Annotated in this window: 6 protein-coding genes and 1 rRNA gene; 1 reads left to right on the top strand and 6 read right to left on the bottom strand. The window is 39.2% G+C overall.

Annotation, left to right across the window (positions count from 1 at the left end):
* From FRX97_RS09135 to FRX97_RS09125, 3 genes are all read right to left on the bottom strand, one after another.
* A 16S ribosomal RNA gene (locus FRX97_RS09135) occupies positions 1 to 88 on the bottom strand; the annotation flags it as partial.
* 302 nt (positions 89 to 390) lie between these two features.
* Positions 391 to 1080 (bottom strand): SDR family NAD(P)-dependent oxidoreductase, encoded by a 690-nt coding sequence (locus FRX97_RS09130; protein ID WP_147014905.1) that lies wholly within the window; start codon positions 1078 to 1080, stop codon positions 391 to 393.
* Positions 1081 to 1086: 6 nt separating this feature from the next.
* Complete coding sequence (locus FRX97_RS09125) at positions 1087 to 2736, bottom strand: aromatic amino acid hydroxylase (protein ID WP_147014904.1); 1650 nt, start codon at positions 2734 to 2736, stop codon at positions 1087 to 1089.
* 53 nt (positions 2737 to 2789) lie between these two features.
* Here FRX97_RS09125 and FRX97_RS09120 point away from each other — a divergent pair, with 53 nt between their 5' ends.
* Positions 2790 to 3332 (top strand): hypothetical protein, encoded by a 543-nt coding sequence (locus tag FRX97_RS09120; protein WP_147014903.1) that lies wholly within the window; start codon positions 2790 to 2792, stop codon positions 3330 to 3332.
* On the opposite strand, the gene FRX97_RS09115 is transcribed toward FRX97_RS09120, so the two are convergent.
* The 3 genes from FRX97_RS09115 to purL all read right to left on the bottom strand — a co-directional run bounded on the left by FRX97_RS09115 (position 3329) and on the right by purL (position 7173).
* Positions 3329 to 3709: a response regulator gene (locus FRX97_RS09115; RefSeq protein WP_147014902.1), complete on the bottom strand. Its 381-nt coding sequence runs from the start codon at positions 3707 to 3709 to the stop codon at positions 3329 to 3331. The genes FRX97_RS09120 and FRX97_RS09115 overlap by 4 nt on opposite strands.
* Before the next feature lies 1 nt (position 3710).
* Positions 3711 to 4835 (bottom strand): sensor histidine kinase, encoded by a 1125-nt coding sequence (locus tag FRX97_RS09110; RefSeq protein ID WP_147014901.1) that lies wholly within the window; start codon positions 4833 to 4835, stop codon positions 3711 to 3713.
* A 91-nt stretch (positions 4836 to 4926) separates the two neighbouring features.
* Entirely contained in the window at positions 4927 to 7173 is a 2247-nt protein-coding gene (gene purL / locus FRX97_RS09105) for a phosphoribosylformylglycinamidine synthase subunit PurL (protein WP_147014900.1), read from the bottom strand.
* Between the last annotated feature and the right edge of the window lie 95 nt (positions 7174 to 7268).

The following is a 7268-nucleotide window of genomic DNA, read 5'->3' as shown; positions in this document are numbered from 1 at the left end:
TTGCAAGCAATCCCTGTTACCGTTCGACTTGCATGTGTTAGGCCTGCCGCTAGCGTTCATCCTGAGCCAGGATCAAACTCTCCGTTGTGAAAACTTTAAGTTTTATTACTCTCAGGTAAACTTTTTTTAATCTTAGACTTTTCGATGTCCAAACAATACTTCAAAGAACTCTCTATTCCTTATCTTCCCTTCACTCTCACACTCAATCTCTCAAGCGTGTTTCCCGTAAAAGGGAGCGCAAAGGTAAGAAGTTTTTTAAAACAACAAAGAAAAATTAAATTATTTTTAAAATTTCTTTTTCTGTTTCCCCGTTTAAAAGAACGTTTTCTTGTGATTGGGGCGGCAAATGTACGTCGTTTTATTTCTTTAAAACAAGTACTACCTCAACTTTTATGGCGTACTTAGACTAACAGGGATATTCTTCCCATTAATAAGTAATTTTTGTCGACAAACTAAATCAGCGATAAACTCTGCCATTTCTTCTGGCGATACCGGAGCCTCATACCCCGGAAAGGCCTGCTCTAACATTTCTGTTTGTACCGCACCTATGGAAAGGGTATTAAACGTATGTCCCCCCTCTTTATACTCCTCCGCTAAACAATCTGACATACAAGCAATAGCCGCCTTACTACTACTATATGCACTCAACCCAGGGAACTTTGATGCCCCCTGAAATCCTCCCATGGAACCAATAAATAAATGATTTACCCTTTCTCTTACACCAGACCGAATTATAAATTGCTTACAAAATGAAGCCGGGCCAAAAACATTTGTTGCGTACACTTTGGTCCAATCGGCTAAAGTTAACTCTGTAAAAGATTTGTTTACCAATAAGCCAGCACAATAGATAATACCTCTCACCTTAAGAAGCTCCTCTTTTCCGATTTCCTCAAAGAATTCTTCGACCGAATCTTCCCTGGACACATCTAGAGCCTTCAACAATAGTTTACCACCTCCCTCATTTAGAGCATTTAGCGGCTCTAGAGAACGAGAAAGGGCAAAAACACTTTGCCCTTTTCTTAATAATTCTTTTACTAGAGCATAGCCTATACCACGCGATGCCCCCAATACTATATACATACTTCTTTATTGGTGTATTAAATTAAAATCCTTCTCAATTAAATTTATTCCGTCTGTAATTAGCTTCTTATACTCCTTACTGTTACCCTTTAACTCTTCCAGACACGCTCTGATTTGGGTTTGATACTCAGGATACAATTCCCATTTGCTTAAAATCTCATAGATCTCTAATGGTAATAACCAATCCTTAGGATAATCCTTCTTTAGGATTTCGAATATCTCCATCAACCTTGAAACTTCGCCATCTTGATTACGAATGTTTCTTACCTCATTATAATAGGTATGAAGACGCTTGGCGTTTTCTGAATGGTTTATTTTTAGGGTTTTCTCCTTCGGTGGCTCAAAACTTAAATTCCAAGCTTTAGGATCAGCAGGCCCTGCATACGCCCCGCTAAGTTCAGGGTCTCCTATGATAAAAACATGTCTACCAAGATCTTCATGGTTTATAACCACGGGACCATCAATTTCCTCAGGTATTAATTCAAGTAGAGAGAAACCATATTTAGCGTCAGCACTCCCTTTAATATTCTTTGCATCCTTACCGATCCAGACCTCAACAGAATCCATCTCCGATTCTTCATCGAGATATAGACAACCGCTATCACGGAAAATCCCCAAACGATCACCGAACCTTAACCAAGTGAATTGTTCGTTTAATTCCCCTTCTTCTATAATACCCGACAGTTGAAGATCACCAAATTTAAGGCTTGCAACCGCTCCAGAACCAATAGCTGTTCTTAATGCATATTCTCCACCTTTATTCAAAGCCATTTGACTAGCAAACTCGTCGAGCACTTCATTCAATTGCTGGAAAGAAGAAGTAACAAACAACTGAGGCTGCTCAGTAGTGATATCAAAACTATAATCCGCCGCTGCAATAGAGTAAGGAATTTTTTTCACCTCTTCTCTCATACAGTTGGCGCTTTCGCCAATAGAAGATAGCAACCCAGCTCCATACAACTTATAATCATCGACACTACCTATGAGACCGTATTCCACCGTCCACCAGTGTAGATTCCTTATGCGAGACATTTCTGATGGTTCACCCATGTTGGCTTGAAGCCACTCAATGTGCTTTTCTGCCTCCACAACTTCGGATTCTTTGGTATCTGGATTTTCCTTAATTATAGATAAATGTCTGATAGCTTCATACAACTCAAAATCTTTCTTAGAAGAAAATGCTTTGGAACCTATCTCACCAAAGCGCTTTAAATACAAAGCATACTCTGGATCTGCAATAATTGGAGCGTGACCGGCAGCCTCGTGGATAATATCTGGTGCCGGAGTATATTGAATGTGGTTTATATTTCTGATATCAGCAGCAATTACCAACACCTTATAAGCCTGAAATTCCATAAATGCTTGCGGAGGAATAAATCCATCCACCGCAACAGCGGCCCATCCAATTTCTTTTAAAATACGGTTCATACCGTACATATGAGGAATGGTATCTATAGAAATTCCCGTTTTCTTTAATCCTTCTAAGTATGAATGGTGCGCTACCTTCCCCAGGTAGTTTACGTTTTGACGCATAACATAACGCCATACGGCATGGTCTTGACTGGTATAGCCATTGTACGGCTGGTCAATTACAAAATCCAATAGGTGGGAAGGTAATTTTTCTAACACCTCGTTCTTTTCAAATCCTCTATCCATTGTTACTATGGAATTAAATTACCTTTACTTTTAGGTACGAATATAAAAGTAATATGTTTAGAGCCTTTATCTTGTTTGCAATAACCGCAATTCTGTTTTTTACCTGTAGCGTTAAAAGTGAAGCTCAATATGTTTCCCCCGTGAATTCTCCAGGCAGTAAATTTTCTTTAGGAGGCGATTTCTCAATTCAATTTTTCGATAAAATTTTCCTTTTAAACATCTCCCCTAAACTGGGCTACAACTACTCAGAAAAATTAATGTTCGGCCCTGGGGTAATATATCAGTACTACAGTGATAGAAGGTTTCCTGAATTTGAGTTTACCACAAGCATTTATGGGGCGTCAGCCTTTGGAAGGTACAAGTTCCACAGGAACATTGCCGCTTATACGGAATATCAGCAACTCTTCTATTCTAGCAATATTGGTGGAGAACGAGTAAACAGAACAATACCCGTTTGGTTTGTTGGGGGGCAATTCTTTTTTGAAACAGGAGGAAGGTTCACCTTTACAGGAAGTCTACTTATAGACCTAATCGAAGACGTGTATTCTCCCTACCCCAATCCTTATTATGGTGTAGGTGGTTTTTACTCTTTCTAAGGTTCCGCTGAAAGTGATTCTAATTTGGAGATTTTAAGCGGCTTACTCCAAACATCTCTTAAGTATGGTAACTCATTCTTTAACTTTACCATTTTGTTGTCACCCGACAACAATATTATAGTGTATAGACCAAAGGAATCCTTAAGCACGTCTTTCAATTTTTGCATAAAGTCTGTCCCCTCCATATCGGGCATATGCTGATCTAATAAGATAACCTTACTAGAGTGAACCGGTATATTCTGGAAATAGTTTAAAGCACTATTGGCCGAGTTAAAGACCAACACGGAGCCTCCAACACCTGAGTTTCTTACTAAAGTTTCATGGATAAGGTTATCCAAGTTGTTGTCGTCAATTAAGACAAAATCAAATGATTCCATATTATTTGGGTATTTCTACAGAAAAGGTGCTACCCATGGAAGGGATTGACTTAAAGGCAACCGTACCACCTAACTTCTTTACAATTTCACTTAACAAATACAGTCCCAATCCTGAGCCTGTACTTTTATTATTTCCTCGGTAAAACATTTGGAATATTTTTTGTCCGTGTTCGGATGAAATTCCAATTCCATTATCTTCTACCTCTAATATATATTTACCTGCTTTCTCACGAAATGTTGCAGTTACCGTGGCTTTTTCTTTCTCAGGATCTCTATAATTGATAGCGTTATCAATCATAATCCTCAAAATCTGGGTAACCCTTACGACATCAATAAGCATTTTGTCATTAATCTCATCCTTAAATGAAAGATCTACCTGTTCAACTTGCTTTTTGGAAGGCAGATTTTCTATAGCCCGATTAAACACAAAGTTTGGCTCAACCATTTCCTTGGCAATATTCTCACGCTTATTACCAGAGAAACATGCCATGTCGTATATTATTCCGTCTAGGTTATTAATATTAGACTCCATTAACCTAAATATCTCCCCTAACTTTGGATCATCGGTGCTTTCTTTGGCAAATTGCAAAGCGCCACTTATTGAGGTTAATGGGGCTCTAATATCATGTGAGGCTGAATAAACAAAACTATCCAGCTCTCTATTAGATTGCTCTAATTCCGCATTCCGAACGGCTAAAACTTGCTCTGCTTTTTTACGCTGCTGTACTTCCTCCTCTAACTCCTCAGGTGTTCTCAAAGAAAAAACTCTTGGTAAATTCCGGTAAAGCACATATACGGTTACCCATGAAATAAGAGCCGTTCCAAATCGCAATAATGCAGCAAACCGATATATGGGGAAGTAAAAAATTAAGGCATCCACTAGGTGTGTGAAACCACAGAATAAAATGAAACCTGCAGCTAACCAAAAAACGGGGAGAAAGGGTACTTTCTTTTTAGAAACAATATTTACCAGTAACAAAGGGATAGCAAAATACGCCCCCCAGATCGCTACATCTGAACCGATATAAAGCCATCCATGGAAATCTGTCCACGTACCACACTGCCATCTTGGCGGCCAAAGATGTGTACTAAATAAACCGGCAAAAAAATCAAAAACCTGCTCCACTATACCAAATATAAGCGGAGCAGGTCTAATATTTCATTTTTTTGGTCAACAATGTTGAAAATCAGACTAATGACCAAAAATATCGGGAATACTAGTTCTCTAGTATCTCAGACAATGAGTTTTGATAAATCTTTTTGTAGTCTTTAATGTCTCCCATTGGCTTTCCATCTACAGAAATTCTACCCTTGGTAACATGTCCAAGTAAAGTATATGGAACTTCAGGTCTAAGGTTCATAAACTCAATAAACTCATCATGAATTGCCTCTGGTACAGAAACAACCACTCTAGATGGCGCTTCCCCAAAGAAATACGAGTCCATTCTAAATTCTAGATCACTCTCGATATCAAATCCTAGTTCTTTTGGCATAGCCATTTCTAAGAGGCTAACCATTAAACCACCATTTGAAACATCATGAGCTGCAGAAATTAGTTTTTCACGGATTACATCCTTGATAGCGGACTGAAGTCTATACTCCTCTTCCAAATCAAAGGCAGGAGTTGTTGATTTCTTAACTCCTTTCAGGTTATATAAATATTCCGAGCAGGAAATATCGTCTTTGCTATGTCCAACAAGGAAAATTAAATCTCCTTTCACACCAAACTCCGCTGGAGTAAAGTACTCTCTATTCTCCAATAAACCTATCATCCCAATACTTGGAGTAGGATGTACCGGCTGCTCTCCAGCATCGGTTACGGTTTGGTTATAGAAACTCACGTTTCCACCCGTTACCGGAGTTTTGAATCTTTCACAGGCTTTAGTCATTCCCTTAATCGCACCAACAAATTGCCAGTAAGATTCTGGGTTGTACGGATTTCCAAAATTCAGGCAATTGGTTACTGCCAATGGCTCTGCACCTGAACAAACTAGGTTTCTTGCTGCCTCTGCAACTGCCATGGCACAGCCCTCTTCAGGATTAGCATGTACCATGCGCGAATTACAATCAACTGTCATAGCAAGAGCCTTATTGGTTCCTTTTATCGCTACCACCCCTGCATCAGAAGAAATACCTGAATTCATGGTAGCAGTTCCTACCATTCTATCGTATTGATCGTAAATAAATCTTTTAGAAGAAATGTTCGGCAAAGCCACCATTTGTTTCGTGATTGTTGCCAATTCCCCTATTTCGAAATCCTTTACTGAATTTATATCGAACTTTTTGTACTCCTCATAATACGCAGGTTCTTTATACTCTCTTTCATAAACAGGAGCACCTCCACCTAGTACAAGGCTTTCGGCTGGAACATCTGCAACAACTTCTCCATTAACCAAGAAGGTAACATTTGGTCCTTCAGTTACTTCACCAATATTTACTGCATTTAAATCCCATTTCTGGAAAATACCTTCTATCACAGATTCTTGTCCCTTCTTCACAACCACTAGCATACGCTCTTGGCTTTCAGAAAGTAAAATTTCGAATGGCAGCATTCCTTCCTGACGAGTTGGAACTTTATCCAAGTGAATTTTCATTCCATGACCGCCAGCTGCAGACATTTCACAAGTAGAACAGGTAATTCCTGCCGCCCCCATATCTTGCATACCAACAACTGCATTAGTTTCTGCCAATTCCATGGTAGCCTCTAAAAGTAGTTTTTCTTGGAAAGGATCCCCAACCTGAACCGATGGTAAATCATTGGCGGAATCATCCGTAATATCCTTTGAAGCAAATGCAGCACCGTGGATCCCGTCTTTACCAGTAGAAGATCCAACTATATATACAGGGTTTCCAACACCTGTTGATTTCGCAGAAATGGTTTTCCCTACCTTTACTATTCCTGCAGAAAAAGCATTTACGAGCGGATTAGTGTTAAAACTCTCATCGAACATCACCTCACCACCAACGGTAGGGATTCCAAATGAATTTCCGTAATCACCAATTCCTTTTGACACTCCCTTTACCAACCACTTGGTTCTATCAAGTTTCGGATTTCCGAATCTCAAAGAGTTTAATTGAGCAATGGGTCTTGCCCCCATTGTAAAAATATCTCTATTAATCCCACCTACTCCAGTAGCTGCTCCTTGATAAGGCTCAATTGCTGAAGGGTGATTATGCGATTCAATTTTAAAAGCACAGGCAAGTCCATCTCCTATGTCAACCAATCCGGCGTTTTCTTCACCGGCTTTAACCAACATACGCTCACCATCTTTAGGTAGAGTTTTAAGCCATTTAATTGAGTTTTTATAAGAACAGTGCTCACTCCACATTACACTGTAGACACTCATTTCAGTAAAATTCGGGGTTCTACCTAAAATCTCTTTGATTTGGGTAAACTCCTCTTCTAATAGACCTAATTGCTTAGCCTGCTCTAGTGTAGCAAGGCTTTCTTGTGCTTTTTGCATGAAAAAAATCTTTTTGCTCCTTGAAAGATTTGGCAATATTACTAATTAACTATCTGTTTGCCGATTTCTTGTTAAACTTCGGTCGAAATCATTTT

Origin of the sequence: Luteibaculum oceani (genome assembly GCF_007995015.1) — a bacterium.
Lineage (GTDB): Bacteria > Bacteroidota > Bacteroidia > Flavobacteriales_D > Luteibaculaceae > Luteibaculum > Luteibaculum oceani.
The sequence above is the reverse complement of the archived record's forward strand: the minus strand, read 5'-3'. Positions and strand labels throughout refer to the sequence as shown.